Here is a 24,862-nt window from a genome sequence, read left to right as displayed (position 1 = left end):
GTACGGGTGTCCGGGAGCTCGGCACCTGCTCATGGTTGGACGCCATGGCACCGTACGCAGCCTGGAGAGGGTTGTGGTCCGCTCGCCACCAGGCCTACTGCTATCAGCCTCTGGGCAGCGCGTACGACGCGATCGCCAACTGCCGTCGGCCGCTGAACGCGATGCGGCAGATGGCGCAGCCGCCCATGTCCCCTTGCTGCTGACGGCGCTCTCGACACGGCTCCGGCATCGGGGACTCATGCAGGGGCATGTACCCGACGCTCCGCCAGCACGGCGTTTCCCTTAGCGTTCTGCCATGACAACTGAGAACTGCCGCCGTGATCTCACTGCCATCTGCAAGGCCGCGGACAGCGGCTATCTCCTGCAAGTGATCCGGGATGGCAGCTTCGAGCCCCTCGCCCAGAAGGACCTCTCACACTGGCCCGACTGGCCGACATTCCCGGTCGACGCCGCACATGCGGCGGGGTGCGAACTCGTCATGCTCGGCTACATGATCTGGCCCGACACTGTCACCCCCGACTCGCTGATCGGCTGGCGTGCTGTACCGGATCAGCAGGCATGGTCGGCGAAGGTCGGCACCTTCGCCCAACTGCAGGCCGCCGGAATCTGACGGCCAGCGTCTTCGAGGCCTTGGGCAGCGGACGGGACATCGCACCCAACTGAGCCCGCATCTGGCCAGGCGGGCCACTAGGGCGCTCAGTCACAACGGCCGCGCCCAGGCCCCGCTCTCACGGGGCAATGTTGGTGACTAGAACTTGGTTCCGAACCATGACCACCGCCCTTGCCCCGAAAGACGACAGCACCGGGCAGCCTGCGGCCGCCGACGCCCCTGCCTGACAGGGTGTTCGGCGCCGGGCGGGCGACATAACCCGCGGCCGCAAGGGTTGACGTTGCATGTCACAGGACCTTGGGTGGTGCTCACGCGTTCAGTAAGGAGCGGAGTGTACCGTCTTGAGACGTCTGGCCTGCTACCGCAGTGCTCCCGGTGCGGCGGAGACCTGATCGTGAGCGTCGTCGCGCCAAAGAACGACACCGACGGTCGGCCGATCCAACTCCAGCTGTGCAGTGCGTGCGACGCTGAGAAGCCCGCAGCCGGCGCACTTCTGTTCTGGTTCGCCTCGGGCGGCGGGCACGACACGGAACGGAGCGAGGAGGGCGCCCGACTGCTGATGGAATGGACGGGAGAGGCGATGGCCGAGTACGGCTGGTACTGGCCTGGGACCGACGTGGACGCGGCCACCTCCGCCCCCGGCCTGGAGCATGATGAGGCAGCCGCCCGCGACCTCATGAATCCAGGCACGGCCGGCGAATTCCCTGAGATCGACCAGCGCCAGCAGGAACGCGACGCTCTGCGCACCGAGTTGGCGAACGCCGGCTCTGAGCAGCGCACGCAGCTTCAGGCGGTGTGGCTGCTGCTGGGGGATCATCGCTGACGCGGTTGTCTTTCTCATGAGGCCCCCCGGGCCGCCGGCGGCCCGGGGGGCAGAAGGAGGGGTACTGCCTGTGCGTGGGTCAGACGGGGTGGGGGTGGCCGAACAGCAGGTCGTAGCCCGCTGGGAGCTGGAGCAGGATGTGGCGGGTGAGTTCGTCGCCCGCCGCATCCGCTGCGACGCTGAGCACGGCGCTCACGTCCCAGGCCGCGGTCTGTTCGGTGGCTCCCTCGATCCATGCCGCAGTAGCCCTGACGAACCGCTCGGGGGATAGCGGCTCGCGCGCCTGGAGCGGATTGAGCAGCACGAGCGCCAGACTCTCCGGCAGCCGAGCGGCCAGTTCCGCCCGCACCTCGCCCACCAGGTGCGCGCCCAGCAGCGCCAGCACGGTGCGGGCCGCCCGCTCGGCTTCCCTGGTGGTCTCGTAGTCGCCGCGTTCCTTGACCTGGTGAAGGAACGCCTCCCATCGCATCACCATCGCTGCTCCCGTACGTGTGCGGCGGACGCAGAAAGGGGGTGGCTTCGGTGCGCGCCGCCCCCGTCCCGCGGTGCGGCTGGGAGGGGCCTCAGCCGCTGATCTCCTTGCGTTCCGTCCTGCCCCCGATGGCGATCTTGCGGGGCTTGGCGCGCTCGGCGATCGGGATGCGCAGGGTCAGCACCCCGGCGTCGTAGTCGGCCTTGATGTGCTCGGTGTCCAGGGTGTCGGCCAGCACGAGCTGGCGGGAGAAGGCGCCCAGGGGCCGCTCGGAGAGCTCCATCTGCGCGTCGTCCGCCTTGGTGACGGGGCGGCGCTCGGCCTTGACGGTCAGCATGTTCCGTTCGACGTCGATGTCGATCGCGTCCGCCGAGACACCGGGCAGGTCGAAGGCGATCACATACTCCTCGCCCTCACGGTAGGCGTCCATTGGCATCGCCGACGGCCGCGACCACGTTCCGGTCGTGTTCAGGAGCTGCTGGGTGAGCCGGTCCAGCTCACGGAAAGGGTCGGTACGCATCAACATCGTGAAACACCTCCAGGGTTCAAGGTCAGGCAGTGCTGCCAATGCGTTCACCTGACATCGTTGTAACATGTCATCCAAGCGATGACAAGTTTGACGTCATCAAGATGACGACATGGCCATTGGAGGCCCGATGACCAGGGACGATCAGCCCGACCCCCGCGTATGCGGTCCCGCGCCGGCGTCATTCCTCGCCGCCGCCGCGGCCCTGGACACGATCGACGATGCCCTGCGCGCTGCCCAGACCACTCGGGACGGCGAGCCCTCCAAGCCCGGCCAGGCCAGCTCGGAGCAGGCGCTCGCCGCGCTCCTACTGCTGCGCGAAGTGCGCGATCAACTGGCCGACTGGGAGCCGGGCCTGATCGAAGCCGCACGGGAGGCGGGCGCCAGCTGGGCCGACCTCGCCCACCCCCTCGGTGTCGCCAGCCGTCAGGCCGCCGAACGCCGCTACCTGCGCGTACGCCCCGGAAAGCCGGGAGCCACGGGCGAACAGCGGGTCCAGGCCACCCGGGACCGCCGCGCCGCCGACCGCACCGTCTCCGCCTGGGCCCGCACCAACGCCGCCACCCTGCGCCAGCTCGCCGGCCAGATCACCGCACTCCCCGACCTCCCCGCCGCCGCCCACGCCCCACTCGCTGATCTCACCGCCGCCCTCGCCGACAACGACCCCGCCGCCCTCGTCCCTCGCCTGAAGGACACGCACCCCTATCTGGCATCCGGCCACCCCGACCTTGCCGCACGCGTCGACGACCTCACCCGTCGCATCGACCAACTCCGTCAGAACAGCGGAAACCAGCGCCGAAACCAACCCTGACTCTTGATCAGCGCGGACTACTTGCAGGCGGGCGGCGTCCAGCAGCGTGTTGAGCCGGGAGGCGACGAGCGTTGCGCAGCAGAGCGAGGGATCTCCCCGCCGGCCGACCGACTACGATCGCCGCCTGAGACCATCGAGCGCATGGGCAAGCACCGCCGACCCGGCCCACCGAACCAGCCGTCCCGCGCCGTCCCGCGCGTCGACGCCACCAATCCGCTTGCCGCGTACAGCAAGCGGCGCCGCCGGCCGCTGGACGTCTACCGTCGTCACCGGCCCCTGCACGGCGACGCTGGCCACCTCCGCCCCGACGAACCACGCGCGCTGGAAGAGTGGGACGGCTTCACCTTCATCCCAGCCGGAACGGCACCTGATCTCGCCGCAGCCCAGCGATGGGTTATCGAGTCGGCGCCCGCGAGTCCGGATGAGGCTCCGTCTCTCGGTCATGGGCAAGAACTCCCTGCCCCGTCTGCGACATCGCGTGACCCAAGCCCTGCGCTGACCGACCGGAACGGGGAGCATAGGAATGACAGTTGCGGGCAGCGTGGTGGCCAGCGGACGAAGACGTGCAGTCGGTGCGCCGGTGGGCGCGGCTCTCGTGCACCGAGCCGGGCTCCCATCTGCCCGCGCTGGACAAGATTGCGAGGGATCTCCAGCTGTCCGTGCCCGTGGTCCGGTCCGCTCTGGAACGGCTCGCCACCGAAGGACTGGTGCCCCTCCACGACGGCTACCGCCTTTACAGCGTTGGCACGATGACCCCGACCGAGCGCGCCTACCGGCTCATCCGGCCCGTGATCCACCGCAGCTACCTGCCGGCGAGCGGTTCGCGGGTGATGGTGAAGGACTGGGTGCTTTGGGCGGCGTCCGTGATCTCTTTGGATTTTGTGCGCAGGTCGCGTTGGGCGGTCTCGGGTTGGGTGGTCATGGTTCCACAGCGGCCGTTGTGTGCTGTCAGGTGCCACTGTGTAGCGCCCTACGGTTTTTGTGAGGTCGGCGGTTTTCGCGCCAGCCGCTCTGTGGGAGCGGTTGGATACCGGTGTGGCACGGAAGGCGATGGGATTCGGCGAAGACGAACTGCGGGCCCTCGCAGGGACTCGGTCCTTCGAGCGGGGGTCGGGGTATGTGGACGCGGTGAGGGGTCTGGAGGTGGGCGACGGCTCAGTCACTGCCGTGGTGCACGGCACGGACATCTACGAGGTGGAGCTCGCCCTCGGCGCAGGCGCCGGAGTTTCCGGGCGGTGCGACTGCCCGTACGGGCAGGAGGGCAACTTCTGCAAGCACTGCGTGGCGGTGGGGCTGACCGTGCTGCGGCAGGCGGAGGCGATCCCGCGGCAGCGGGCCGACGCCCGGACGCGGGCCTCCGGCCTAGAGGCGTGGCTCACGGCGCTGTCCAGGGACGAGCTCCTGGCGCTGGTGCGGGAACAGGTCGCCGACGACCGGGAGTTGCGCCGACGGCTGGAGCTGCGGGCCGCGGCCGCGCGCTCCGATTTTGGCACCGTCCGGGAGCGCGTCCTGGCGCTGATCGATCCGCGGCCCTTCGCCCGGTACGGCTACGTCACGTACGCGGACGCCGCCGGGTACGCGAGGCAGGTGGCGGAGACGGCGGACGCGCTGTGTGCCCTGACCACCAGCGGACAGGCGGCGCGCGCGGTCGGCCTGGCCGAGGACGCGATCCGGGCGCTCGGCGAGGCGTACGAGGAGATCGATGACTCGGACGGCGTAGTCGGGCAGGCCATTGCCGCGGTGGCCGGGGCCCACCTGGAAGCGTGCGGAGTCGCTCGCCCCGATCCGGAGCGCCTGGCCGAATGGCTGGTCGGTCACGTGCTCGGTGAGTGGAATGATGCGACGGACCTCGATCCGCTCGACTACGCCGACGTGTTGGGGCAGGCCGGGCTGGCCCGCCTGCGGCAGCTGGCGGCCGAGGCTCGGCGGCGCAGCCCACGGGGCTGGGCGGAGAAGTACCTGATGGAGCGCCTGGCCAAGGCGGAGGGCGACGTGGACGCGCTGGTCGCCCTGTACATGAAAGATCTGGTGCCCTCTGGTGCCACGCATCTGCGCATTGCCGAGGAGCTGGGTGCGGCCGGCCGCCCCGAGGACGCGCTCTCGTGGGCGGAACGCGGACTCCGGGACACCGTCGACGAGGCACACGTCGACGGTCGCCTGGTCGACTACGTGTGCGCCCGCTACACGCGGACAGGCCGGAAGGCCGAGACCGTCGCAGTCCGTCGAGACCGCCTCCTGGCCGAGCGATCCCTCGCCGCCTACCAGCAACTGCGTGCTGCTGCCCGGGCCGCGGACTGTTGGGAGACCGAGCGGGCGGCGGCGCTGGCCGCTCTGCGCGAGGGCACTCGCCAGGAGCGCGGCGGCTGGCACCGCGGGCCCGTACTGATCGACGCGCTCCTCGACGACGGTGACCTGGACACCGCTTGGCGGGAGGCGGCCGACCGTGCCGACGACCGGCAGTGGCAGCAGCTCGCCGACCTCTCGCGCGAGACGCGCCCGGCAGACGCGCTTGCGGTGTACCTGCGGCTCGTCGAGCTGCTGAAGGGACCCACCGGGGACCGCGTCTACGAGCAGATGGCGAGGCTGTTGCTCGACGTCCGCTCTTGCCACCGGTCGCTGGGTACAGAGGATGAGTTCACCGCGTATGTCGCCGATCTGCGGGCCGAGCTGAAACGCAGGCGCAAACTGATCACCATCCTTGACCGGCATGGGCTATGAACCCTGTCTCCGGAGGAAGAGCGCCCGTTTCCGCTTCCTGGTGCTTGCGCATGCGGAACGCAATCATCTGGCATAGCAGGTCGCCCGGCACGGGCTGATGGAAGAAGGTCGCCTGGGAGCCGAACGTGACCAGGGACTCGGTCCACAACGGCACGTTGGCGGTGGCCATGTCGACGGCGATGACACCCCCCAGGCTGTGGGTCGCGATGCGCACCGGGCGGGCGGCACCGCGCCCGAGGCCGGGATGCACATCGTCGATGACATGGCGTACGCGGGCGTGGAGAGCGTCTCGGTGGCGTTGATAGACGAGCACATCGCCGAGGAAGCGTGTGGTGCCGGGCCTGAATCGGCTCCGTACGGCCTGGCTCGGGACCGCCCTTCGCGGACAGCGGACCACACTCAGCCGCCTGCGACAGGGCCGCAGCCTCGACGAAGCCGAAGCCACCGGTGTCCGAGACCCCTCCACCTCGCGGCGGTCTTCGGACTGCGGCCCCACCACCGCACAGCGATACACCGACGCCGTCCACGGACGCCTCGACAGCACGAACCCTGCCGGCACTGCCGCAATTCGGACGCCCTCGTGAGGGCACACGCGCCTCAGCAAAGTGGCCATAGCACGCGCGCAGTTGATGGCACGTCAGCCTGCAGAGAACGGAGAGAACGTGAACCCCTATGCTCCTGCCTCCGGCATCGAGCAACGGCCGGGGTGGTCCTGGCTCGACGAGTACCTGTGGTGTTCGTGCGACATCATCGCCGACCTGGCCGAAGGACGGCTGGAGCAGCGGCCGCTGGTCGCAACCGTCGCCCGGCTCGAGGCCGGAGAACGAGTACTCGCGGTCGGCCCCGCACAACGTGTGACCTGGCGGGCCCTCGGCGACGGCAGATACATGCACCAAAACGCCGTTGCCTTCGGCAGCCCCGCATTCGTACTCGGCAGCATGGCAAGCATGGCCACCTCGGCCCTCGGCAACTCCGCCCGCCGCCGTGCCGCTGCGAATGACGCGCAACCACGCTGCGGTGCGCGCACCCCCGGTCTGCACGTCCTGGACGTCCTGGACGTCCACGGCACCATGCTCCGCTGGAGCATGCATCTCGGCACGTCGTCGACCCGGCGGCCCAGCTCGGCCCTGCGGGCGCTGCTCGAGCTGGTCGACCTCCACGTCATCGCCCTGTGACGCCCGGCCGCGGCCCGGGCGTCACCCGTCGGTGGTGTCCGGCCCCCTGCGTTCGCCTCGTTCCGGCCGCGGCATCTGCCGCAGCATCCGCTGACGTTCACGCTGCCGTCGTCCATAGGCGGCGTCGGACACCTTCTCGTCCCCTTCGAGGCTGGTGCCGAAGGCCCCGCCGATCATCGCGATGGCGGTGATGAACCAGGCCAGGAAGAGGTAGTCGCCGACGCCGACCTGCCGTCCGATGAACTTGCGCAGGACGGACGCGTCCAGCAGCAGGAAGGAGACGGCGACCAGAGTCGCGAACAGCGCCGCGGCCAGCACCACCACCGCGAGCGCGATGGTGACCAGGGTGACCAGGTTGTAGGGGTACAGGGGATGGTGCCGTGCGGGGAGGTGGGTGCCGCGCTCCCAGAGCTGGTGGTCGACGATGATCCACAGGGTGAGCGCGACGGCGGACCCAGCGGTGATGACGGCATGCTGCACGGCGCCGAGTGCGGTGGCGAGGTTCCAGGTGGCGCTGTTGATGAACAGCACCGTAGCCGTGGCGAACACGCCCGCCAGGGCCCGGGAGAGGGAGCCGAACAGCCGCCAGGGGCGGTTGGCGTACACCATGCCGGCGACGAGTCGGGTGTGGCCGCGCAGGCCGGGCACGACGTAGCGCTGGGGCTGCTCGGGGCCGGGACGGGTGTCCGGTACCGGTTCGCGCGGCGGGCGGCCGATCACCTCCGGGTGCCTGGGCGTCTCCTCGTGCGCGACCAGCTCTCGAACGACATCCACGACGGCCTGCCGCACCCGGCGCCGAAGGCGGCGGACCCCAAGGGCGGGAAGGGAGATGAGCGCGGCCCGGAGCGCGGTGTCGACCTCGACGCTGATCGGGTAGAGCCGGGCCCGCCGCGGAAAGTCGGTGAGAAAGATCGCCACGTCCCATTCGGCACCGTCCAGGTGGCTTCTGACGGCCTCGGCGATGTCGGAGACGTCGGCCTGCTCGCTCACGCTGAGCGGGGCGGTCATCGTGTCGACCTGCCATCTGACCCGAGCACCGACTGCCCGGCGGAGATGGTCGGGCAACCGGGGGGCGAGAGCCCGGGCGATCTCCGACGGCAGGCCGGGGTCGGCCACCAGCGCGACGCGCACGGATCTGCCGGAGGATGTCTCGGGCACGTCAGCTGTCATGATCACACCTTCGTGTGCGCCTCACGCCATGGCGGCCGCGAGGTACCAGCGGTCCGCGGGTGTCACTCACCGTGCCGTCCGTCCCCGGCGCACACGCAGCGTGCGGGCCGCTGCCGCCGTGGCGCGGTCGGCGGGCCGAAGGATCCGGGGTCACCCGGCGGATTCGAGGGCCTGGGAGAAGTCAGTTCCGAGCTGCGACATCAGGTCGTTGAACTCCTTCTCGCTGATCGCCTCCCGGAGCACGGCCAGTACGGTCCGCACACCCCGGTCGGCTTCCTCCTCCTTGAGCATGGTGCGTTCGGCCACGCGCCGCACGCTGTCGTGGTGGCCGAAGCGCTCGATGCGGTCCGTGGTTCCCCGGCGCACCGCCTCCGCGAGGCCCTCGGGGAGCTCGGTGATCAGGTCCCTGGCTTCCCCCGGGCTCAGTCGGCGGGCCAGCGTCTCGAGTGTGGCCCAGGTCAGGTCCGCCGCCTCCTGCCGGCTCAGTCCGGTGCGCTCGGCGACGGTACGGAGGAATTCCTTCTCATCCATGCGGCGTACCCCTTCGCTGCTGTGTTGCGACGAACGGCGCGCCCCCCTGCAAGCCTGCCACGCCGACCCGGCCCGCGCCCGCGCACGGACGGCGGTGACCACGAGCATCCACAGCTTGACGCCTGCGTTCACCGTGGTGTGCAGGGTCCAGCGGCAGTGCCATGTACGAGGACAGCAGCGAGTCGCGGCCGAACAGGGCCATGAACCAGGGGGCACCGGCGGCGACCGCCGTGTGTTCGGGGTGCCGCGGGTCGAAGATGCGCAGGGGCGCCCAGGTCCTCCAGGCTCCGCCGCAGCGTCCTGTGCACTTCCGGGTCCTCGATGTCGGTGATGCGCGGGGCGCTCTCGCGCCAGGCACACAGGCGGCGCGCCGGCCCGGACTCGCCGGGCTCCGCCCCCGGGTGGAAGAGGCCGCCGGCCTCCTCGCCCTCGACGCTGGGGCGGACCAGGGCGGTGGTGTGCCATTCGCCGCGCGCCGGAAGCTCGGCCAGGAAATCCAGCCCGTCCGGCCGCGCGGTGGCATCGCTGCTCTCCACCCGCACGCCGCGCAGGGATTCACCCAAGTGCAACACGAGTTCCAGAGCCTCGCCGGTGGGCGTGGCCGCGATCTCGCCCACCACGCGTACGCGGCTCTCCTTGACCGCGAACACCTCGGCGAAACGACGTGGCCCTGCTGGCCCTGTCCGTCCCCACCCCCGATGCTGCTCCCGTCGGCATCACCACCACCGCCCACAGCGCCGCCGCCCCGACCGCCGACGTCTCCGTCGGGCAGGAGAACCCACGCCCATGACCGACGCATTCCACATCGACGTCCCGCACACCGACGCTGCCCTGGCCGTGATCGCCCTGTCCGGCGAGTTCGACATCGCCGCCGCACCCGCCGTACGGGCCCGCGCCCTGGAACTCATCGCGAACGGCCACCCTGACCTGGTCGCCGACCTCTCAGGCGTCACCTTCTGCGACTCCTCAGGACTGGGCGCCCTCGTCGGCATCTGGCGCTGCGCCAAGGACGCCGACGGCTCCCTGACCCTGGCGGCCATCCCCGACCGGCTGAGCCGCCTGCTCAGCGTCACCGGGATGGACGCCTTCCTGCCCGCCTACTCCAGCGCCGACGCCGCGCTCGCCGCACGCCAAGGCAACCGCACCACCGCCTGAAACCCCTCGCTCGCCAGTCAGTAGCTGGCTAGTGCCGTGACCACGAACGTGCACGGTGTCGGCGGCCATGCCGTCGGCCTGCCGGTGGGGCGGTGGGAGTTCAGCCGACCTCGTTGCGGACGGCGGTGTCGAGGTCGGTGGCGGTCAGGCCGAAGGTCTCGGTGGTCTCCGTCGCGTCCATGTGGAACGGCGCATACCACTGGTAGTCCATCTCGGCCATCTCGCGGGCGATCGGCACGATCAGCCCGGCCGTACGCGTCACGGAGCGCGGTATCTGGATTAGTTTGATCGGTGGCCGGCCTGCCGCGACGGCGTAGCGCCGCGCCAGCTCGCGAATGGTGACGGCCGGCGCGGACGGCACGTGCCAGGGTCGGCCCCACGCGCGTTCTTCCGAGGCCAGCGTGATGAGGGCCTGTGCCATGTCGCCGTTGAAGGTGAAGGTGTGCGGCATGTCCAGGTGGCCGGTGATCCAGGCCGCTTTTCCCTTCTGCAGGGCCGACTTGATGAGCAGGGAGTAGATGCCGTTGGCGTCCTTGCCGATGTAGTCGGAGCCGCGGACCTCGACGGTGCGGATCCCCCCGGCGAGGGCCTGTTCCCACATGCGTCTGCGCAGGCGGCCCTTGTGCCCGGTGGCGGCCATGGGGGTGTGTTCGTTCATCCGGCCGCCGGGCTGCGGACCGTAGGCGTAAAGGCTGCCGGTCAGCGCGAGGACGGCGTCGTTCGCCTTGGCGGCGGTGATGGCCGCCGTCTGCAGGGGCGGCAACAGGCGCTCCCACACCGTGTATGAGGGTGGATTGGCGCAGTGGTAGATCACTCCCGCGCCGCGGGACAGCTCGGTCAGGCGGGAGGGGTCGGATGCGTCCGCGGCGACCCGGTCGACCAGCGGGTGCTCGGGGCCGGAGCCGCTGCGGGTGACGATCCGGACGCTCTCGCCGCCCTCGGCGAGCAGACGAGCGACGTTGGTACCGATGGAACCGGCACCGATGATGACGTGCTTGGCCATGACGGTTTCTCCTTCTCCGGGGGATCGGTCAGTCGTCCACGCCGGAGCCGGTGTAGGTGGGCACGTCCGCGAGCATGCCGGCGATCTGCGGGTTGAGCTCGTTGCGGCGCCGGTGCAGTTCCTGGATCTTGGCGTTCAGGTCAGGGTCGTCGTCGTCACTGACGTCGAAGATCTCCAGCCGTTCGACCAGGTGCAGCCCGAGGTGGTCGGTCTGGTAGGTGGTCGGGTGCGTCAGGTAGGCGAAGAGCCCGTCGAGATGTTCGACGACGAACACCGCGCCGTACGTGTAGTCGCCGCCGTGGTTGCGGCCGACCACGAAGGACTTGATGGCGGGGTTCGACCGGCCCTGATTGCGCCAGCTCTCCAGCACCCCTTCGATCTGCTCAGGCGTCGCAGTGGCCTTCATCGTGACTCTGTTGATGTGGTAAATCATGACTTACTACTCGTTCCTAACGTCGTTAGATTTCCTAACGGCGTTAACTATGACGCGCGTCGCCGACGCGGTCAAGGCGGTGACTAGTGTTCGAGAACACCATCGAAGCGAAGTGACGGACCATGCCGACCAGCACGAGACGGGCCCGCGAACGGGCGAACACCCGGGAGCGGATCATCGAGGCCGCGCTGCACGTCCTCGAGACCGAGGGCATCGCGGCCCTGACGATCCGGCGCATCGCCACCGACGTCGAATATTCCGCGCCCGTCGTCTACCAGCACTTCGCCAACAAGGACGCGCTCGTACTGGAGCTGGTCGCGCACGGTCACCGCCTGATGCTGAGCGAGTTCAGCCAAGCCGCGCAGGAGCCCGATACGGACCGGCGTATGACGCGCATTGCGTCGCAGTACGTCCGGTTCGCCGGCGAGCACCCCCACCTCTTCCAGGTCATGAACGACCCGATGGTCGACGCGGACGAACGTCGGCGCGTCGCGGAACCGGTCATCGACGTCCTCAAGGAGCTGCTCACCTCCTGGTCGGCTGCGCACGACGTGGTCCTGGCCGATTTCGACCAGGCTTGTGAGATCCTCTGGGGCACGCTGTACGGCATCGCGTCGCTCAGTTACCTCGGCAGCGTCGGCAACGATCGCGCCCGCTACCTCGCCGAACAGGCGCTTCACACGATCCTCCTCGGCTGGCGAACCGAGACGCCGGCGAACGGTCGACCGGCGAGCAGCTAGGTGCTCTGACCGCTGTGGTTCGCCGGGTTTAGAGGGAGGACCGGAGTGTTAGTCGAGATCGTCTTCGTGGGGCTGCCGATCGATCGTGACGACGTCGAGGAGGCTCTGGAGACGGCGTTCGAGCTCGGCGCTGAGGTCACCGGCGCGGGCAGCGGCATGGGTCGCTGCCATCTTGACCTTGAAATCGCGGAGAGCCGGACACGACCGCGGCCCTGGAGCGGCTCCGGGCGGTGCTGTCCGAACTGGAGTCGGGGACTGCGCGACGTTGAACGTCAGCGAATGATCAAGCCGCCGTCCTCGCTCGTCCGCCCCATCGGATGCCCTTCTCACTGCGGCTGCGGGCGCACTCTCGACGCTGGGCGGCAGACGTCGGGGTGGCGGGCGTTGGCGTTGCGCCAGCGGAGACAGGCGTGGAGGGCCCGGGTCTGATCACGGTGTTTCCTCCCCTTGGCGCTGACATATGCGCTAGGCACGAGCGAATGCGGGCCGCGCGGCTCCCTAATTCCAGGACTCTTCCGTCCGACATCTCACAAGCCGTTCGCGGCACCAGCGCGCCTCACGGGCCTCGGTCTTGCCCAGAACTCGGTGGTTCAGGGCTGGCAAGAGGTCGCCGTGAAACGGGCTCGCACCTCCAACTCCAAAGAGCGGAGGTTCACTCCTGTGGTGGCGACCGTGACGACGTCAGGCGTCACCGCTCTACCTAGGAGGCCTCGCGGGCCGGGGCTTGTATAGCTTGTCCGCCCGACGCCCACACGGCTGCCAACACCCGAGTCATGGGACTGCCGCCCCTCTCAGTGGAGGCCTCATCGGCCGGGGTCCAGGAAGGCGTCACAGTCCCGTACTCGAACAGTCCGGCAACGCTCCTAGTCACGCGCCGGTGCTGCTATCAACGAATTAGGGTCCAAGGCAGGCCAGGCCCTTCTCATTGAACGCGTGGATCACATCCCTGACGGTGTCCTCGTCGGCCTACACCAGCTGGGCGATCACCGGCACCCGGTTCCCGCCGGCCGAGGCCAGCAGCATCATCGCCCGCCGGAACCGCACCGAACTGGCGCTGCCCCGGCGCACGATCTGCTGCAGCTTCTGACCCTCCTGATCGGTCAACCTGCGCACGCAGACAGGCTCGGCCACCACACCCCCAGCGGTCGGGACGGACGTCAGTGCACATCCAACCGCCACGACCACCAACCCGGCGAACCTACGCGGTCAAGAGGTGCCCGATACGCAGAACGCCGGCCCCTCGACCAGTGTGACGGCGGCCGCCGTGAGTACGGCCGGTTCCGTCTACTCGATGATGGCGCCGACCTCGCCGGTCATGGCTCCTCCTAGCCCGGGGCGCCGACGAGAGCCTGGAAGCCTCGGAGCCGTCCGCGCCTACGACGTCATCCGGATGCTCTCCCGCGATGGCCGGCCCACCCCGCTCGGCGACGCGATCACGTACTACGGCGGATCGCGAAGACTCTGCACATCCTGCGCCTGACCGTGCCGACGAGCCCGGCTACCGGCGGCAGATCAAGGTGCAGGCCAACCTCCAGGAAGGCCACCACGCGCTCGCCCGGCGGGCGGGGCAGCTCTACCAGCGCTACCAGGACGGCATGGAGGACCAGATCGGGGCGCTCGGCCTGGTCCTCAACGCGCTCGTGCTGTTCAACACCCGCTACATGGACGCCGCCCTCACCCAGCTCCGCGCCGACGGCTTCGAGGTGCGCGACGAGGACGTCGCCCGGCTCTCCCCGTTCATGCGCCACCACATCAACGTGCTCGGCCGGTACTCCTTCCAGCTTCCCGACCTGGAGTGACGGTACGTTCACCACCCCGAAGTGGTATTCGCAGGAGCTGAAGAAGAACAGTGACGGCACCTACACGCTGACGAACTGGAAGTCCCACTCCAAGGACACCTACGACGCCAACGGGACGCTGACGAAGGTCACCGATCGCAACAAGGGCTCGGTCACCGTCACTCAGCACGACGAGAGCGGCGAGAACAAGGGCTTCAAGCTCACCGAGACCCGTTCGGGCCGCTGGGTGGACCTGGCCAAGACGGACGCCTCGCAGTGGCAGGCCAAGGACAACACCGGCCGCACCGCCGTCTTCCACCTGACGCGAACGGCAACCTGGCCTCCACCACCGACACCGAGGGCAAGACGACCGTCTTCCGCTACGACGCCTGGGGCCGCGTCGACAAGATCACCACCGCCGAGGGCCGTGTCACGGTCTTCACCTACGACGACGCCAACCGCGTCACCTCCATGCTGCGCGGCACCGGCTTCAACAGCGACGGCCACACCGGCCCGACCTGGACCTACGCCTACACCAGCGACTCTGTGACCGCGGCCGGTACGACCACGGCCACCGACCCGGAGACGCACGCGACGAAGTACCAGCACGACAGCGACGGTCAGGTCTCCGACGTCACCGACGCGATGGGCCACAAGCGCTCGACCAAGTTCGACGCGAACCACAGCATCGACACCAGCACGGATGCGATGGGCTCGGGCACCACACCGGGCAACGTCACCGACTACGGCTTCAACACCCGTAACAACCTCGAGACCATCACTCAGCCAACGGGCGGCAAGACGGTCAACCACTGGCAGACCATCGCCGGCGCAGACGTCCCCAAGGACTCCACCAACCCCGACGGTGAAAAGACGGACTTCACCTACGACGCGGTCGGCAACACGATGTCGGTGGCACAGACCGGTACCGGCGGCGGCAACGTCTCCTACACCTACAACCCCGCCTCCCCGACGTGCGGCGGCTTCGCAGGCCAGCGCTGCACCGAGAAGACGAAGATGACCGCGGCGAAGACGGTCACCACCACTTTCCACTACGACAGCGCGGGCAACCTGGACACCGTCACTCCGCCCGCCCCGCTGGCCAAGATCACCTACACCTACGACGCGCTGGGCCGCACCAAGACCGTCACCGACGCCCGCGGTGTGACCGTCACCTATACCTACGACAACCGCGATCGCACCCGCATCGTCGACACGACCAACAAGGCACGTGTCGAGTACTGGTACGACGGCGACGGCAACCTCACCCAGCGCACCGACAGCACCGGCACCATCAAGTACGACTTCGACCCGCTGCAACGCGAGACGATCCGCACCCTGCAGGACGGCTCGCAGACCCTGCTCGCGTACACCCCGTCCGGGAACGTCGACTACTACCAGGACCCGGCCGGCACGGTCGACTACACCTGGAACGAGGTCAACAAGCTCGCCGAGCTGAAGGACCCCGCGGGCCGGGTGACGACGTACAAGTACAACAACAACGACGTCCGTACCACGACCACCTATCCGGGTGGCACGGTGCAGAAGGTCGATCCCGACAACTCCAGCCGCCCCAAGACCATCAAGACCACCTCCCCCAAGGGCACCCCGGTCGACCTGGCCTACTCCTACGGATACGGCACCAGCGGGACGACGGAAGGCAGCAAGATCCGCTCGTCCACCGACAACGTCACCGGCCTGAAGACGACCTACACCTACGACGGCGCGGGCCGCTTCTCGTACGCCGAGGAGAAGAAGGGCACCACCCTCAACTCCTCCTGGCTCTACTGCTACGACCTCGCCGGCAACCTCACCAGCCAGGGCACTGCGGCCGGCTGCCCCGGCGCCACCACCTACACCGTCAACGACGCCCAGCAGCTGACCGCGAAGAACGGCTCCACGACGAACTGGTCCTACGACAAGATCGGCAACGAGACCGCCGGCGCGTCGACTCCGGAGGGCACCCGCACGGCCGAGAAGTGGACCGACCACTCCCAGCTGACGTCGCTGACCGTGGGCGGAAAGACATACACCGGGCAGTACGGTTCCACCGACCAGAGCGAACGCATCCGCCTCGGAGACACCTACTTCCACAACGGGCCGATCGGCCTGGCCGGCACCTCAACTGCCGGTGTGGACACGGGATTCAACCGCGAACCCGGGGGCACCCTGAACTCCATGACGACCGGGGGCAAGGCGTACTGCTACCTCACCGACGCACTCGGCTCCGTCATCGCCCTCACCGACGAGACAGGCGCCAAGGTCAACACCTACGCCTACAGCCCCCGCGGCGTCACCAGGGCCTCCACCAGCGAGAAGAACCCCCAGCCCTACCGCTTCGCCGGCGGCTACCAAGACGTCACGGGCCTCTACCACTACGGCGCCCGCTACTACGACCCCAACATCGGCCGCTTCAACAGCCCCGACCCCTCCGGACAGGAGGAGAACCCCTACCTCTACGCCGAAGGCGACCCCGTCAACCGCATCGACCCCAACGGGCTGTTCAGCTTCTCCGACGCACTCGACACGGGCAGCGACATTTTCGGAGTCGTTACTGGCTGCCTCGCGGGAGTTACAGCTGCAGCAGAGACCGGATCCATCGCATACGCCGCCGCCGTCGGCGGCGTGGTGGGCGCCGGAGTTGGCAGTGCTGTAGGCGTTGGTCTCGCCGTAGTCGGCAGCTGCGCGCTTGGAGGTGCCGCAGGCTTCTATGGAGCGGAGATTCTCACCTACGGGTAATACGTGAAGAATAGATTGAACAGGAGGCTACGGCCTCTCTAGATGGCTGTTGGGTCGGGAACTCATTCTCGGCCCAACGGTTCTCCTACGAGTGCGGCGGAAGGGTGCATCGATGGATGACGCAATCAGAGGAGTGCGAATCTTCTCTGCGGTCTTGATCGTAGGAGGAATATGCGCGTGCGTCGCAGGAACGGCTACTGACGATGCTGTTCCGCTCGTACTGGGAGTGATCGCCGCAGTCAGCGGAGTTGTTTTGGCGGGCTTCGCCTTCTTGGCTCGTCGGAAGAATCGCTCCTAACGCGGTGATTCGGATCCGATTTCGCGCGCCGTACTGATCCCGACGATGCGGATGGCCGGAGACCGGTTCGCCTGAGGGAATCCGAAATGCGAGACAGGGGTCGAATAGGGTTGTCCTGCAAGGAATTGAGGGCAGAAGCAAGTGGCTCGTCTGCCGCCCACGACCGCCAGTCGGTGTTCGACCACGTCGACCGCTACGGCGAGGCGTCGGCCATGGTTCGCCGACTGGGTGCACTGTCTCGTGGGCCTCGGGCGACCTGGACCTCGGCTACATCCCGGGGTGCTGCCAGCCCTACCGCTTCACCGGCAATTACCAGGATCCCACGAGCCTCTACCACCCCGGCGCCCGCTACCACGACCCCAACGTCGGCCGCTTCAACAGCCCCGACCCCTCCGGACAAGAGGGGAACCCCCACCTCTACGCCGAAGACGGCCCAGTCAACCGCATCGACCCGAGCGGACTGTTCAGCTTCTCGGATTTTCTTGACATAGGCAGCCGTATTGTCGGGGATTTCGCTGGCTGCCTGGCAGGTATCGGCGCAGCATCTGAAACCGGCGTCACTATGGCCGCAACCACTCTCTTCGGTCCAGCGGGGACCGTCGGGTCGGTCATTGTCTCCTGTGCTGTCGGTGTAGGCGCTGCCGAGTTGAACGCAGACATCTTGAGTTACGGATGACGCCTGATCAAGCTCATCAGTCCCGCCCCCGCTGAACCACCGAGTTCGGCTGGCTGTGCCTCAACCAGATATGACACAGCTCCTGACCCGTGCCAGCTCGTCCGCAGGTCTTGTCCTGGTGGAGGCCCCCGCTGCTCGCTCGTCCGGCGGGGCGGGCCACCTGGGTGGCGGGCCGCCGGGGCGGTGGTGTTATCCGGTGGCGAGACAGTGGAGGGCGCCTCGGTAGGTGGCGAGGGCGGGTCCGCGCCAGCTGTGCCGGCCGGGGATGGGAGTGTCGGTGGTCCAGCTGCTGCCGTCGTAGACCGACTCCCACAGGCTGTCGTTGGCCTGCCCGCGGTGGACCAGGTGCAGACGGTCGTTGAACACGGCGAGGGCGGGCCGGCGGGTGGTCTTATGCGTGGCGATCTTGGTGGGTGTGCTCCAGCTGTTTGGTCAGAGAGTGCGAGCATCGGGGACAGAGGCGGCCACGCCGGGCCGACCAGCCGCCTTCGGTTTCAGGGCAGTTTGTGGGCGAGAATGTCGAGTTGCTCGATGGAAGGCGGCTGGGCGAGCAGATCGGGGGCTCGTTCCATCAGGGCCGCGGCCAGCCGGCCTGCGAGGTGGGCCTGGCGTCCGGAGACGTCGGGGAAGGCGTCGAAGATCGCGAAGGCGGTCGCGTTCAGGCGCACGGCGAACCAGGCGACGGTGCCGGGCTCCTCCTGCACGAGGTCAAGGCCCTTGCGGAGAAAGTCAGCGACGTCTTCCTCCTTGCCGGGCTTGGCCTGGAGAGATACGTACAGCCCGACTTTGACGTCTGCCATGAGGGGACTCCTTTCGGTGCTCGGCCGCCCGCGAGCGCCCGGGCACTACCGTGACCGGTTGGCATCGAACGGCGCCAGTATGGCTGGACCAATACGCCTATTCGATGGAATGTCACTCGGACGGGTGGCCCCACGGCCCTGTCGGCCGGGGGCCGTTGCCTGCCGTTCTGCATGCGGATAGGTCTGGTGTCGACTGCCTGCCCGGCATGTCGTCGGACGCGCCCAGCGGAAGGCATACGGCCATCATGAGTCCGCAGCTCGGGAAACCGCCTCCGGCTTCCTGGACCCGGGTGTCAGTTCACCTGATCGGCGCCCCGCGCCCGGCCATCTGTCTACAGGCGAGAGCGTTGCCGTAGCACCTTCGAGCATGTGTTTCACACACCAAACGGGCCGGTCACGGCTCCCCAGCCGTGACGGGACACGGCCCGCATCACTGGTGTCAGACCCCAATTCCGGTCCAGAGCCAGACAACCCCCCCACAAGGCTAGGCCGTCCACCGAGCCGCATCAGAGGATGGGAAACAAGTACCAGCAGGGAGGCACCCTGCTCGCCGAGGGGGTGAGGACGGAGTGTGGCGGTGCAGGTCCCAGCCGGTCCCCGGGCCGCGCACAGCGGTGTGCTCGTCCAGCAGAGCGCGGGCCTGGCACCGGCGGCTCCTCCAGCAGCCCCACCAGGTGGGTCCGACCCGCCGCCAGGTTCAGCTTGCGGCAAACCCGTTCCCCAGGCCGGCCGCCGAGCTCGACGGCTACCGTCGTCAGCCATTCCTTCAGCCCGAGGCTGGAGCGGCGGTGGCGTTCCGTCAGCCGGTCGACCTGCTTGACGAAGGTCCTGCGGGCGCACGACTTCCGGTCGCAGAAGAAGCGCCGCACCCGCAGGCGCACGACCGACTTCTGGCCAGCCAGGGGGCGTTCGGACAAGCTGCGGTGGTAGGGCGAGTGGATTCTGCGCCCCCGCCACCGGCAGTTCGGGCAGTACGGTGGTCGCCCGCACGCTGCGGCATCGACGAACAGCAGCGTACCGGTGACCACCACGCCCTCCAACCGCACGTCGATCCCGGGAAACAGCACGTCTTCGGCCTTGCTCCGCTGTGCCCGCAGACGGGTACTGACGATGATGACGACTGTCGCCTCCTGTCCGCGGCAGCGCCATCCCTGGCGAGAGCCGAAGATCCCGCAGATCTGCAGGTGGAGTCCTACGTGCTGCCGGCAGGAACAGCGGCACCGTCACTCAAGGAGCTACGGGTGCTGTCCCCGTCGCGACGTGTCTCTATGACCAGCGCAGCGCAGCGTTCAGTAATGCTCCGTCTCCAGGAAACCCGCGTCCGCGTCGTCGTCCGCACCGAGTGCGGCGGCGGTCGGGTCGAATCCGGGCGGGCTGTCCTTGAGGCCCAGGCCCATGCCGGCCAGCTTCGCCTTGACCTCGTCGATGGACTTCGCACCGAAGTTGCGGATGTCCAGGAGGTCGGCCTCGGAGCGGGCGACGAGCTCACCCACGGAGTGGACGCCCTCGCGCTTGAGGCAGTTGTACGACCGGACCGTGAGCTCCAGCTCCTCGATCGGCATCACCAGGTCGGCGGCGAGGGCGGCGTCCACCGGGGACGGGCCCATGTCGATGCCCTCGGCGTCGATGTTGAGCTCGCGGGCGAGACCGAACAGCTCGACCAGCGTCTTGCCGGCCGACGCCATGGCGTCACGGGGACGCATGGCCTGCTTGGTCTCGACGTCGACGATCAGCTTGTCGAAGTCGGTGCGCTGCTCGACACGGGTCGCCTCGACCTTGTACGTGACCTTCAGCACCGGCGAGTAGATCGAGTCGACCGGGATGCGCCCGATCTCCTGACCGACCTGCTTGTTCTGAACGGCGGAGACGTAGCCGCGACCGCGCTCGACGGTCAGCTCCATCTCCAGCTTGCCCTTGCCGTTGAGCGTGGCGAGGACGAGGTCGGGGTTGTGCACCTCGACACCGGCCGGGGGCGCGATGTCGGCGGCGGTGACCAGACCCGGACCCTGCTTGCGCAGGTACATCACGACCGGCTCGTCGTGCTCCGAGGAGACGACCAGCTGCTTGATGTTGAGGATCAGGTCGGTGACGTCCTCCTTGACACCCGGCACGGTGGTGAACTCGTGCAGAACGCCGTCGACGCGGATGGACGTGACCGCCGCACCCGGGATCGAGGACAGGAGGGTCCGGCGGAGGGAGTTGCCGAGGGTGTAGCCGAAGCCCGGCTCCAGCGGCTCGATCACGAACCGGGAGCGGAACTCGTCGACGACCTCTTCGGTCAGGGACGGACGCTGAGCAATCAGCACGGGGTGTTGCCTCCAGTGGTTTGGCGCCCGCTAAGTGACGCCGTAGACACCACGAAGGGTACGGGGCAGTGCGGGCAATACGGCCTCCGCAGAGGCCGAACCGCCTCTCTTCCCAACCCAGCGAGGAGGCTTCGGGCCTCTCCTTTCGCCTGCCGCCCCCACGCGTTTCCACCTTGCCCGCGTCCAGGTCGCGGGCGCGCACGACCGCCAGGCAGGCATGCGCGGACCTGGCCGTGTCGTGATCACGACGTTGGACGGGGCGAGTGGCAGGTGGCGTGCACCGTTGGCTGGGGCGCCACGGCTGGTTTGAGGATTTTCCGGGTTCACCGTTCTGAGGTGTGGCCCGCGGTCGTAGATCAGAGATTGCTGCAACTCTTGCCCGATTCCGGGCAGAAGAGTAGAGGTTGCGTGACGCCCGGCCTAGGGTGATCGTTCGTGATCGCCATGGATGCCTTGTGGACCTTCTCCCTGATGGTGGGACTGCTCACCGTCACTCCCGGACTGGACACCGCGCTCGTCCTGCGCACCGCCGTCGCGCCTGGGGCGTGGTCCTCGGCATCCAGAGCGGCACGCTGGTCTGGGGAGTGCTCACCTCGGTCGGTGTGACCGCTCTGCTGACTGCCTCTCACTTCGCGTACGAGGCACTCCGCTGGGGCGGGGCCGCCTACCTGGTGTGGATGGGCGGCAGGCTGCTGTGGACCTCCTGGCGTCGCTCGGCTTTCGCAGGGGGCGGGAACGATGGCGGCGTCGGTGACCCATTCGAGGGTGCGCCGGACGTGTTCGATCTCGGTGGGGTAGACGTCTTGGCCGCCGCGCAGGATGAGGTCCTGCCTGCTCGCCCCCGCGACCGCACCTGCCCGGCCCGGCTTCGGCCCGGCCTGGGCGGAGGTGTCCTTGGCCGTCCGGACCGGTGACGGCACCGGCCCGCGGTCTGTTCTGGCACCCGGCACCGGCTCCGACCAGGACGTCTGGCTGCACTACGGCTTCACCAGCACCGGCATGTGGATCTCCTCGCAATGCGGGCACTCCGCGGTCCTGCTCACCAACAAGATCCAATACGCCCGCGACCGCTCGGACGCCGCCCGTTGTTGCCAGTCATCTCCCGCGGGTAAGCCTCCCGGCGAGGAGGACACCTCTTCCCGCGCGATAGCCGAGGGGGGAGGCCTGCTCCGAGTACGGGGCCGGCCGAGCTCTGGCGCCTGGTCCTCGCTGCCATCCACCCCTCCATCCACCGTGTCGTGTTCGCTCAGCAGAGCCCTGAGGCGCTTCCCGGATGGTTGAACTCGGGAACCTGGCCGCTCCCGGATTCCAGTAGGGCCGTTGGGCTGGGCGGATAGCCGGATGATCCCTCTTCCGGTCGTCCCCTGCTCATTCCTGTGCACGTACTTGAGGAGACGTCCCCTTGGCTACCGCTGATCTTCCTGGTCCTGATTCGCTGCTACGCCGCACGCTGGGGGAGTGGCGGATCGGGTTGGTGGCGTGGCGGCTGCTGGTTCTGCAGACTGCAGATCCGGCGGTCGCCGCCGGCATGACAACTTCTCCACCTACCGCGCGCACCCGTGGCGGCGTAGCGAGCACACGATGGACAGCGGGAAGCGGCTGTTCTTCTCCGACCGTGAAGGGCTACGCCGTGAGGTCGCCCGTCTGGAGCGCACGCACCGCCGTCTGGCAGGGACCGACGAGCAGGGCAGGCCATTCACAGCGTTGGACCCGGCGGTGCGGGTGTGGGTGCTGGTCACCTTGTACGAGTGCATGACGGCGATGCGAGAACTGTCGGGACGCCCGCTGGCGCCGCCTGAACTGGATCAGATATACGGAGAATTCCGTGCGGTGTGTACCGAGTTCGGCCTGTCCGACGACCTGTTCCCGGTCACGGCCGCTGACGTACCCGCGTATATGGACCGCACGATCCGCGAGCGCCTCGAATACAGCGAACCCGTGCGCTACCTGCTCTTCGACATGCTCCGTGAAGCTCCCGCACCCCGCCGCCTCGGCCACCTGAAGCCGGCCTGGCCGCTTGTGCGCACGGTGGCCGCCCACGTGATCGGTGCGCTGACCATCGCAGACCTGCCGGAAGCCTTTCGCGAGCGCTTCAGCCCGCCCCGCACCCGCCGCGCGGCCCTGCTGTCCTTGATCCTGCACCGCGGTATCGCGTGCTGATGAACGCGCTGCCCGAGCACCGCCGCTACCGGTGAAGTGTGTGTAGAAGCTGCCGGCGGCGACCCCGGCCTCGGCCGCGATGTCGACGATGCGGGCCTCAAGATAGCCGTCCCGTTCGAAGATCCGCCGCGCTGCGGCCACCAGGGCGTCGCGGGTGCGGACACCGCGCCGGGTGCGCCGTGGGCTCGCCGCGGGCGCGGCGGGGTGGGGGCACGTTCGTGCTGGGGGGAGGGCATGCGCGCATTCTAGGCCCACTATTGAATCCGAATTCGGATTCAAGTACGTTCCGGGCCATGGACACCACCACCACTACTGCTACCGCCGCTGCCGTCGGCTGGAACCTGCTGATCGCCCGCGACGATCTGTCGATCGCCGAACTCGCCGACGCACCGGTTCCCGAGGTTCGTGACGGCGAGGCGCTGCTTCGGGTCGACCAGGTCGGCCTCACCGCGAACAACGTCACCTACGCCGCGCTCGGCGACTCCTTCCGCTACTGGCAGTTCTTCCCCGCTTCCCGCGAGGGCTGGGGGATCGTCCCCCTGTGGGGCTTTGCAGAGGTCGTCGACTCGCGTGTGGAGGGCATCGAGCCGGGCAGCCGCTACTACGGCTATCTGCCGTCCGCGAGCCACCTGTTGGTCCGCCCCGGCCGGGTGGACGAGCGCGGCTTCCGGGACGCGAGCCCCCACCGGCAGACACTGCCCCGGCCCTACAATGCGTACGCCCTCACCACGGGTGATCTCGCCTACGAGGCCGACCGCGAGGACCTCCAGATCCTGTACCGCCCGCTGTTCTGGACCTCGTTCATGCTGGCCGACTGGCTCGTCGACAATGCCTGGCTGGGGGCTGCGACGGCCGTCCTGTCGTCAGCGTCGAGCAAGACGGCCTACGGTGCCGCCTTCCTGCTGCAGGGCCGGGGGTGCGAGATCGTCGGCCTTACTTCCCGGCGCAACGTAGCCTTCACTGAAAGCTTGGGCTGTTACGACCGGGTGCTCGCCTATGAGGACGTCGTGCAACTGCCCAACCGGCCCACTCTGTACGCAGACTTCGCCGGCGACGAGCGGCTGACCGCCTCGCTGAGCGCCCATCTGGGCGACGCCCTGGTGCACCACGTGGTCGTCGGTATCACCAACCAGGAGCCCGGGCCGGCCGGCACACTGGCCGAAACCGGTCCGGGCATGTTCTTTGCCCCCGACCAGATGCGCAAGCGCACCGGCGAGTGGGGGCGCGCAGGGCTGGACCGGCGGTTCGCCGACGCATGGCAGCGGTTCGCCCCCGTGGCCGAGGGATGGGTCGACGTCGTCCATGGCCAGGGCCCGCAGGCCCTGACGCAGGTCTGGCGCGAGGTCCAGTCGGGCCGGACCGCGCCGCGCACCGGCCACGTGGTCATCTTCTGACCAGCCGCCGCTCCGTTACAGGGCAAAGGGTGCGAGTACGGGGTGCTTCCGGTACGTCGGCTACGGCAGATGCTGTGAAGGTGGTGCACGTAGCACCGGACGGGGTGGCGACGGCTGGCCACTTGGTTGCCCGGTGTAAAGGGCACGCAGCCAATCGCCGGGGCGCGGCGGCCCCGCAGCCGCTGGCGGCCGCGCCTCCGCGGAGCGGGACGACGAGTGCCGCTGACGCGGCAGCGACAACGGCACGACGGGCAGCCAAGGGGCCTCCGATGACCTGGGGGTTTGGGGGAGTGGCCGAAACCTTCGCAGGGTCGGGGCCGGGCGGCAACGATCAAGGGCAAGATTTGCGCGAGACGCGAGAGCTGATGCTGGCGATGGTGACTATGGTGCGGCGCGGCGCTGCCAGGATTACCCGTCCGCTGACATCCGTCCCGGCTGCCGCAGATCCGGAGCCTGGCCACGCGGGGCGCCCGGATCAGATCGCCCAAGACTCGGTGATTACGGCAGAAGACCGCCCAGGCCGTGGAGTGACGAGAAAGATGAC

The 24,862-nt window shown here is 68.5% G+C and carries 26 protein-coding genes and 8 pseudogenes; 17 read left to right on the top strand and 17 right to left on the bottom strand.

Features of this window, described 5'->3' with window-relative positions; genetic code table 11:
* Positions 1–103: 103 nt before the first annotated feature.
* The gene (locus SAVERM_RS42615; RefSeq protein WP_154696712.1) at positions 104–250 is read right to left on the bottom strand and encodes a hypothetical protein; all 147 of its coding nucleotides are present in this window, start codon (positions 248–250) and stop codon (positions 104–106) included.
* A gap of 45 nt (positions 251–295) precedes the next feature.
* Here SAVERM_RS42615 and SAVERM_RS02825 point away from each other — a divergent pair, with 45 nt between their 5' ends.
* Positions 296–610, top strand: coding sequence for a hypothetical protein (locus SAVERM_RS02825; protein WP_010981900.1), 315 nt, complete (start codon positions 296–298; stop codon positions 608–610).
* A gap of 301 nt (positions 611–911) precedes the next feature.
* Entirely contained in the window at positions 912–1,433 is a 522-nt protein-coding gene (locus tag SAVERM_RS43570) for a DUF6300 family protein (RefSeq protein ID WP_338058980.1), read from the top strand.
* Positions 1,434–1,512: 79 nt separating this feature from the next.
* Here the strand turns inward: SAVERM_RS43570 and SAVERM_RS02815 are convergent, their stop codons facing one another.
* Together SAVERM_RS02815 and SAVERM_RS02810 are read right to left on the bottom strand one after the other, a co-directional pair.
* A complete protein-coding gene (locus SAVERM_RS02815; RefSeq protein ID WP_010981898.1) occupies positions 1,513–1,908 on the bottom strand; it encodes a DUF2267 domain-containing protein in 396 nt (131 codons plus the stop codon).
* Between the two features lie 88 nt (positions 1,909–1,996).
* Positions 1,997–2,431 (bottom strand): Hsp20/alpha crystallin family protein, encoded by a 435-nt coding sequence (locus SAVERM_RS02810; protein WP_010981897.1) that lies wholly within the window; start codon positions 2,429–2,431, stop codon positions 1,997–1,999.
* A gap of 130 nt (positions 2,432–2,561) precedes the next feature.
* On the opposite strand from SAVERM_RS02810, the gene SAVERM_RS02805 reads away from it, so the two are divergent.
* The 4 genes and pseudogenes from SAVERM_RS02805 to SAVERM_RS02795 all read left to right on the top strand — a co-directional run bounded on the left by SAVERM_RS02805 (position 2,562) and on the right by SAVERM_RS02795 (position 5,960).
* Positions 2,562–3,242, top strand: a complete 681-nt coding sequence (locus SAVERM_RS02805; RefSeq protein WP_010981896.1) for a hypothetical protein — start codon at positions 2,562–2,564, stop codon at positions 3,240–3,242.
* Between the two features lie 141 nt (positions 3,243–3,383).
* Positions 3,384–3,647 (top strand): annotated as a pseudogene (locus tag SAVERM_RS45750) (DUF6087 family protein); the annotation flags it as partial.
* Positions 3,648–3,805: 158 nt separating this feature from the next.
* Positions 3,806–3,955 (top strand): annotated as a pseudogene (locus tag SAVERM_RS45745) (GntR family transcriptional regulator); the annotation flags it as partial.
* Between the two features lie 337 nt (positions 3,956–4,292).
* The gene (locus SAVERM_RS02795) at positions 4,293–5,960 is read left to right on the top strand and encodes an SWIM zinc finger family protein (protein WP_010981895.1); all 1,668 of its coding nucleotides are present in this window, start codon (positions 4,293–4,295) and stop codon (positions 5,958–5,960) included.
* Here the strand turns inward: SAVERM_RS02795 and SAVERM_RS02790 are convergent.
* Positions 5,932–6,273 (bottom strand): hypothetical protein, encoded by a 342-nt coding sequence (locus SAVERM_RS02790; RefSeq protein ID WP_137951514.1) that lies wholly within the window; start codon positions 6,271–6,273, stop codon positions 5,932–5,934. The two genes, SAVERM_RS02795 and SAVERM_RS02790, sit on opposite strands and share 29 nt — an antisense overlap.
* A 349-nt stretch (positions 6,274–6,622) precedes the next feature.
* Here SAVERM_RS02790 and SAVERM_RS44290 point away from each other — a divergent pair, with 349 nt between their 5' ends.
* Complete coding sequence (locus SAVERM_RS44290) at positions 6,623–7,135, top strand: hypothetical protein (protein ID WP_010981893.1); 513 nt, start codon at positions 6,623–6,625, stop codon at positions 7,133–7,135.
* A 21-nt stretch (positions 7,136–7,156) separates the two neighbouring features.
* On the opposite strand, the gene SAVERM_RS02780 is transcribed toward SAVERM_RS44290, so the two are convergent.
* From SAVERM_RS02780 to SAVERM_RS42995, 3 genes are all read right to left on the bottom strand, one after another.
* Positions 7,157–8,305 (bottom strand): hypothetical protein, encoded by a 1,149-nt coding sequence (locus tag SAVERM_RS02780; protein WP_137951515.1) that lies wholly within the window; start codon positions 8,303–8,305, stop codon positions 7,157–7,159.
* A 150-nt stretch (positions 8,306–8,455) separates the two neighbouring features.
* Positions 8,456–8,836, bottom strand: coding sequence for a DUF2267 domain-containing protein (locus tag SAVERM_RS02775; protein WP_037652176.1), 381 nt, complete (start codon positions 8,834–8,836; stop codon positions 8,456–8,458).
* 128 nt (positions 8,837–8,964) lie between these two features.
* Complete coding sequence (locus tag SAVERM_RS42995) at positions 8,965–9,456, bottom strand: hypothetical protein (protein ID WP_037652174.1); 492 nt, start codon at positions 9,454–9,456, stop codon at positions 8,965–8,967.
* Positions 9,457–9,500: 44 nt separating this feature from the next.
* Between SAVERM_RS42995 and SAVERM_RS45235 the strand changes: the two genes are divergently transcribed.
* Both SAVERM_RS45235 and SAVERM_RS02765 read left to right on the top strand, forming a co-directional pair.
* Positions 9,501–9,626 (top strand): hypothetical protein, encoded by a 126-nt coding sequence (locus tag SAVERM_RS45235; protein ID WP_255253776.1) that lies wholly within the window; start codon positions 9,501–9,503, stop codon positions 9,624–9,626.
* The gene (locus SAVERM_RS02765; RefSeq protein ID WP_010981889.1) at positions 9,623–9,991 is read left to right on the top strand and encodes an STAS domain-containing protein; all 369 of its coding nucleotides are present in this window, start codon (positions 9,623–9,625) and stop codon (positions 9,989–9,991) included. The genes SAVERM_RS45235 and SAVERM_RS02765 overlap by 4 nt, the downstream gene beginning before the upstream one ends.
* Positions 9,992–10,091: 100 nt before the next feature.
* Here the strand turns inward: SAVERM_RS02765 and SAVERM_RS02760 are convergent, their stop codons facing one another.
* Both SAVERM_RS02760 and SAVERM_RS02755 read right to left on the bottom strand, forming a co-directional pair.
* Positions 10,092–10,994: an SDR family oxidoreductase gene (locus tag SAVERM_RS02760; RefSeq protein WP_010981888.1), complete on the bottom strand. Its 903-nt coding sequence runs from the start codon at positions 10,992–10,994 to the stop codon at positions 10,092–10,094.
* A 28-nt stretch (positions 10,995–11,022) separates the two neighbouring features.
* On the bottom strand, positions 11,023–11,427 hold the full coding sequence (locus SAVERM_RS02755) for a Dabb family protein (protein WP_010981887.1): 405 nt from the start codon (positions 11,425–11,427) through the stop codon (positions 11,023–11,025).
* Between the two features lie 122 nt (positions 11,428–11,549).
* Between SAVERM_RS02755 and SAVERM_RS02750 the strand changes: the two genes are divergently transcribed.
* Positions 11,550–12,167, top strand: coding sequence for a TetR/AcrR family transcriptional regulator (locus tag SAVERM_RS02750; protein WP_010981886.1), 618 nt, complete (start codon positions 11,550–11,552; stop codon positions 12,165–12,167).
* A gap of 48 nt (positions 12,168–12,215) precedes the next feature.
* On the opposite strand, the gene SAVERM_RS45230 is transcribed toward SAVERM_RS02750, so the two are convergent.
* The 3 genes and pseudogenes from SAVERM_RS45230 to SAVERM_RS39390 form a co-directional block, all read right to left on the bottom strand.
* Positions 12,216–12,338 carry a hypothetical protein gene (locus tag SAVERM_RS45230; protein WP_255253775.1) on the bottom strand — a complete coding sequence of 41 codons (123 nt, stop codon included), beginning with the start codon at positions 12,336–12,338 and terminating at the stop codon, positions 12,216–12,218.
* Positions 12,339–12,450: 112 nt separating this feature from the next.
* A pseudogene (locus SAVERM_RS44285) lies at positions 12,451–12,604 on the bottom strand (integrase); the annotation flags it as partial.
* 460 nt (positions 12,605–13,064) lie between these two features.
* A pseudogene (locus SAVERM_RS39390) lies at positions 13,065–13,298 on the bottom strand (helix-turn-helix domain-containing protein); the annotation flags it as partial.
* A gap of 229 nt (positions 13,299–13,527) precedes the next feature.
* Between SAVERM_RS39390 and SAVERM_RS42155 the strand changes: the two are divergent.
* The 3 genes and pseudogenes from SAVERM_RS42155 to SAVERM_RS45480 form a co-directional block, all read left to right on the top strand.
* Positions 13,528–13,966 (top strand): annotated as a pseudogene (locus tag SAVERM_RS42155) (Tn3 family transposase); the annotation flags it as partial.
* Positions 13,929–16,684: pseudogene (locus SAVERM_RS02740) on the top strand (RHS repeat-associated core domain-containing protein); the annotation flags it as partial. The pseudogenes SAVERM_RS42155 and SAVERM_RS02740, both read left to right, overlap by 38 nt.
* A 377-nt stretch (positions 16,685–17,061) precedes the next feature.
* On the top strand, positions 17,062–17,658 hold the full coding sequence (locus tag SAVERM_RS45480) for an RHS repeat-associated core domain-containing protein (RefSeq protein WP_078234884.1): 597 nt from the start codon (positions 17,062–17,064) through the stop codon (positions 17,656–17,658).
* A gap of 189 nt (positions 17,659–17,847) precedes the next feature.
* Here SAVERM_RS45480 and SAVERM_RS42605 read toward each other — a convergent pair whose 3' ends face one another.
* From SAVERM_RS42605 to SAVERM_RS02730, 4 genes and pseudogenes are all read right to left on the bottom strand, one after another.
* Positions 17,848–18,024 carry a hypothetical protein gene (locus SAVERM_RS42605; protein ID WP_010981881.1) on the bottom strand — a complete coding sequence of 59 codons (177 nt, stop codon included), beginning with the start codon at positions 18,022–18,024 and terminating at the stop codon, positions 17,848–17,850.
* 128 nt (positions 18,025–18,152) lie between these two features.
* Positions 18,153–18,458, bottom strand: a complete 306-nt coding sequence (locus SAVERM_RS02735; RefSeq protein WP_010981880.1) for a putative quinol monooxygenase — start codon at positions 18,456–18,458, stop codon at positions 18,153–18,155.
* Positions 18,459–18,974: 516 nt separating this feature from the next.
* Positions 18,975–19,101: pseudogene (locus SAVERM_RS45740) on the bottom strand (site-specific integrase); the annotation flags it as partial.
* A 646-nt stretch (positions 19,102–19,747) separates the two neighbouring features.
* The gene (locus tag SAVERM_RS02730) at positions 19,748–20,764 is read right to left on the bottom strand and encodes a DNA-directed RNA polymerase subunit alpha (protein WP_010981878.1); all 1,017 of its coding nucleotides are present in this window, start codon (positions 20,762–20,764) and stop codon (positions 19,748–19,750) included.
* A 435-nt stretch (positions 20,765–21,199) separates the two neighbouring features.
* On the opposite strand from SAVERM_RS02730, the gene SAVERM_RS45475 reads away from it, so the two are divergent.
* From SAVERM_RS45475 to SAVERM_RS44275, 3 genes are all read left to right on the top strand, one after another.
* Positions 21,200–21,370 carry a hypothetical protein gene (locus SAVERM_RS45475; RefSeq protein ID WP_308699016.1) on the top strand — a complete coding sequence of 57 codons (171 nt, stop codon included), beginning with the start codon at positions 21,200–21,202 and terminating at the stop codon, positions 21,368–21,370.
* The gene (locus SAVERM_RS45470; RefSeq protein WP_338058979.1) at positions 21,310–21,678 is read left to right on the top strand and encodes a LysE family translocator; all 369 of its coding nucleotides are present in this window, start codon (positions 21,310–21,312) and stop codon (positions 21,676–21,678) included. Before SAVERM_RS45475 ends, SAVERM_RS45470 begins: the two co-directional genes overlap by 61 nt.
* A 667-nt stretch (positions 21,679–22,345) precedes the next feature.
* Positions 22,346–22,924: an oxygenase MpaB family protein gene (locus SAVERM_RS44275; protein WP_052082447.1), complete on the top strand. Its 579-nt coding sequence runs from the start codon at positions 22,346–22,348 to the stop codon at positions 22,922–22,924.
* An 84-nt stretch (positions 22,925–23,008) separates the two neighbouring features.
* Here the strand turns inward: SAVERM_RS44275 and SAVERM_RS44270 are convergent.
* Positions 23,009–23,065: pseudogene (locus tag SAVERM_RS44270) on the bottom strand (hypothetical protein); the annotation flags it as partial.
* Between the two features lie 152 nt (positions 23,066–23,217).
* Between SAVERM_RS44270 and SAVERM_RS02715 the strand changes: the two are divergent.
* Positions 23,218–24,318, top strand: coding sequence for a DUF2855 family protein (locus tag SAVERM_RS02715; RefSeq protein ID WP_010981876.1), 1,101 nt, complete (start codon positions 23,218–23,220; stop codon positions 24,316–24,318).
* Positions 24,319–24,862 lie beyond the last annotated feature (544 nt).

This window comes from Streptomyces avermitilis MA-4680 = NBRC 14893, assembly GCF_000009765.2.
Lineage (GTDB): Bacteria > Actinomycetota > Actinomycetes > Streptomycetales > Streptomycetaceae > Streptomyces > Streptomyces avermitilis.
Note: the sequence above shows the minus strand (reverse complement) of the source record. Positions and strands in the feature narration are given on the sequence as shown.

Coding starts and splice junctions, on each gene's coding strand:
- SAVERM_RS42615 (WP_154696712.1), bottom strand. CDS start 250: ATGCCCCTGCATGAGTCCCCGATGCCGGAGCCGTGTCGAGAGCGCCGT.
- SAVERM_RS02825 (WP_010981900.1), top strand. CDS start 296: ATGACAACTGAGAACTGCCGCCGTGATCTCACTGCCATCTGCAAGGCC.
- SAVERM_RS02815 (WP_010981898.1), bottom strand. CDS start 1,908: ATGGTGATGCGATGGGAGGCGTTCCTTCACCAGGTCAAGGAACGCGGC.
- SAVERM_RS02810 (WP_010981897.1), bottom strand. CDS start 2,431: ATGTTGATGCGTACCGACCCTTTCCGTGAGCTGGACCGGCTCACCCAG.
- SAVERM_RS02805 (WP_010981896.1), top strand. CDS start 2,562: ATGACCAGGGACGATCAGCCCGACCCCCGCGTATGCGGTCCCGCGCCG.
- SAVERM_RS02795 (WP_010981895.1), top strand. CDS start 4,293: ATGGGATTCGGCGAAGACGAACTGCGGGCCCTCGCAGGGACTCGGTCC.
- SAVERM_RS02780 (WP_137951515.1), bottom strand. CDS start 8,305: ATGACAGCTGACGTGCCCGAGACATCCTCCGGCAGATCCGTGCGCGTC.
- SAVERM_RS02775 (WP_037652176.1), bottom strand. CDS start 8,836: ATGGATGAGAAGGAATTCCTCCGTACCGTCGCCGAGCGCACCGGACTG.
- SAVERM_RS02765 (WP_010981889.1), top strand. CDS start 9,623: ATGACCGACGCATTCCACATCGACGTCCCGCACACCGACGCTGCCCTG.
- SAVERM_RS02760 (WP_010981888.1), bottom strand. CDS start 10,994: ATGGCCAAGCACGTCATCATCGGTGCCGGTTCCATCGGTACCAACGTC.
- SAVERM_RS02755 (WP_010981887.1), bottom strand. CDS start 11,427: ATGATTTACCACATCAACAGAGTCACGATGAAGGCCACTGCGACGCCT.
- SAVERM_RS02750 (WP_010981886.1), top strand. CDS start 11,550: ATGCCGACCAGCACGAGACGGGCCCGCGAACGGGCGAACACCCGGGAG.
- SAVERM_RS45230 (WP_255253775.1), bottom strand. CDS start 12,338: ATGGCAGCGACCCATGCCGCTGCCCGCGCCGGTGACCTCAGCGCCGAG.
- SAVERM_RS02735 (WP_010981880.1), bottom strand. CDS start 18,458: ATGGCAGACGTCAAAGTCGGGCTGTACGTATCTCTCCAGGCCAAGCCC.
- SAVERM_RS44275 (WP_052082447.1), top strand. CDS start 22,346: ATGGACAGCGGGAAGCGGCTGTTCTTCTCCGACCGTGAAGGGCTACGC.
- SAVERM_RS02715 (WP_010981876.1), top strand. CDS start 23,218: ATGGACACCACCACCACTACTGCTACCGCCGCTGCCGTCGGCTGGAAC.